The sequence below is a fragment of the Corynebacterium sp. UMB0012 genome, assembly GCF_030216265.1.
Taxonomy (GTDB): domain Bacteria; phylum Actinomycetota; class Actinomycetes; order Mycobacteriales; family Mycobacteriaceae; genus Corynebacterium.
Map to the genome: position 1 here is coordinate 1 of NZ_JASOKQ010000085.1, position 311 is coordinate 311.

Below are 311 nucleotides of genomic sequence, written 5' to 3' on the forward strand. Positions count from 1 at the left end.
GCTCCTCCGTTACTCTTTAGGAGGAGACCGCCCCAGTCAAACTACCCACCAGACACTGTCCGCAACCCGGATTACGGGTCCACGTTAGAACACCAGCCATTAAAGGGTGGTATTTCAAGGATGGCTCCATGCAGACTGGCGTCCACACTTCAAAGCCTCCCACCTATCCTACACATCAAGGACCAGTGTTCAGTGTCAAGCTATAGTAAAGGTTCACGGGGTCTTTCCGTCTTGCCGCGGGTACACTGCATCTTCACAGCGAGTTCAATTTCACTGAGTCTCGGGTGGAGACAGCCTGGCCATCATTACGC

The 311-nt window shown here is 53.4% G+C and carries 1 rRNA gene; it reads right to left on the reverse strand.

Annotated elements, in window-relative coordinates:
• Positions 1 to 311 (reverse strand): 23S ribosomal RNA (locus QP324_RS11960); the annotation flags it as partial.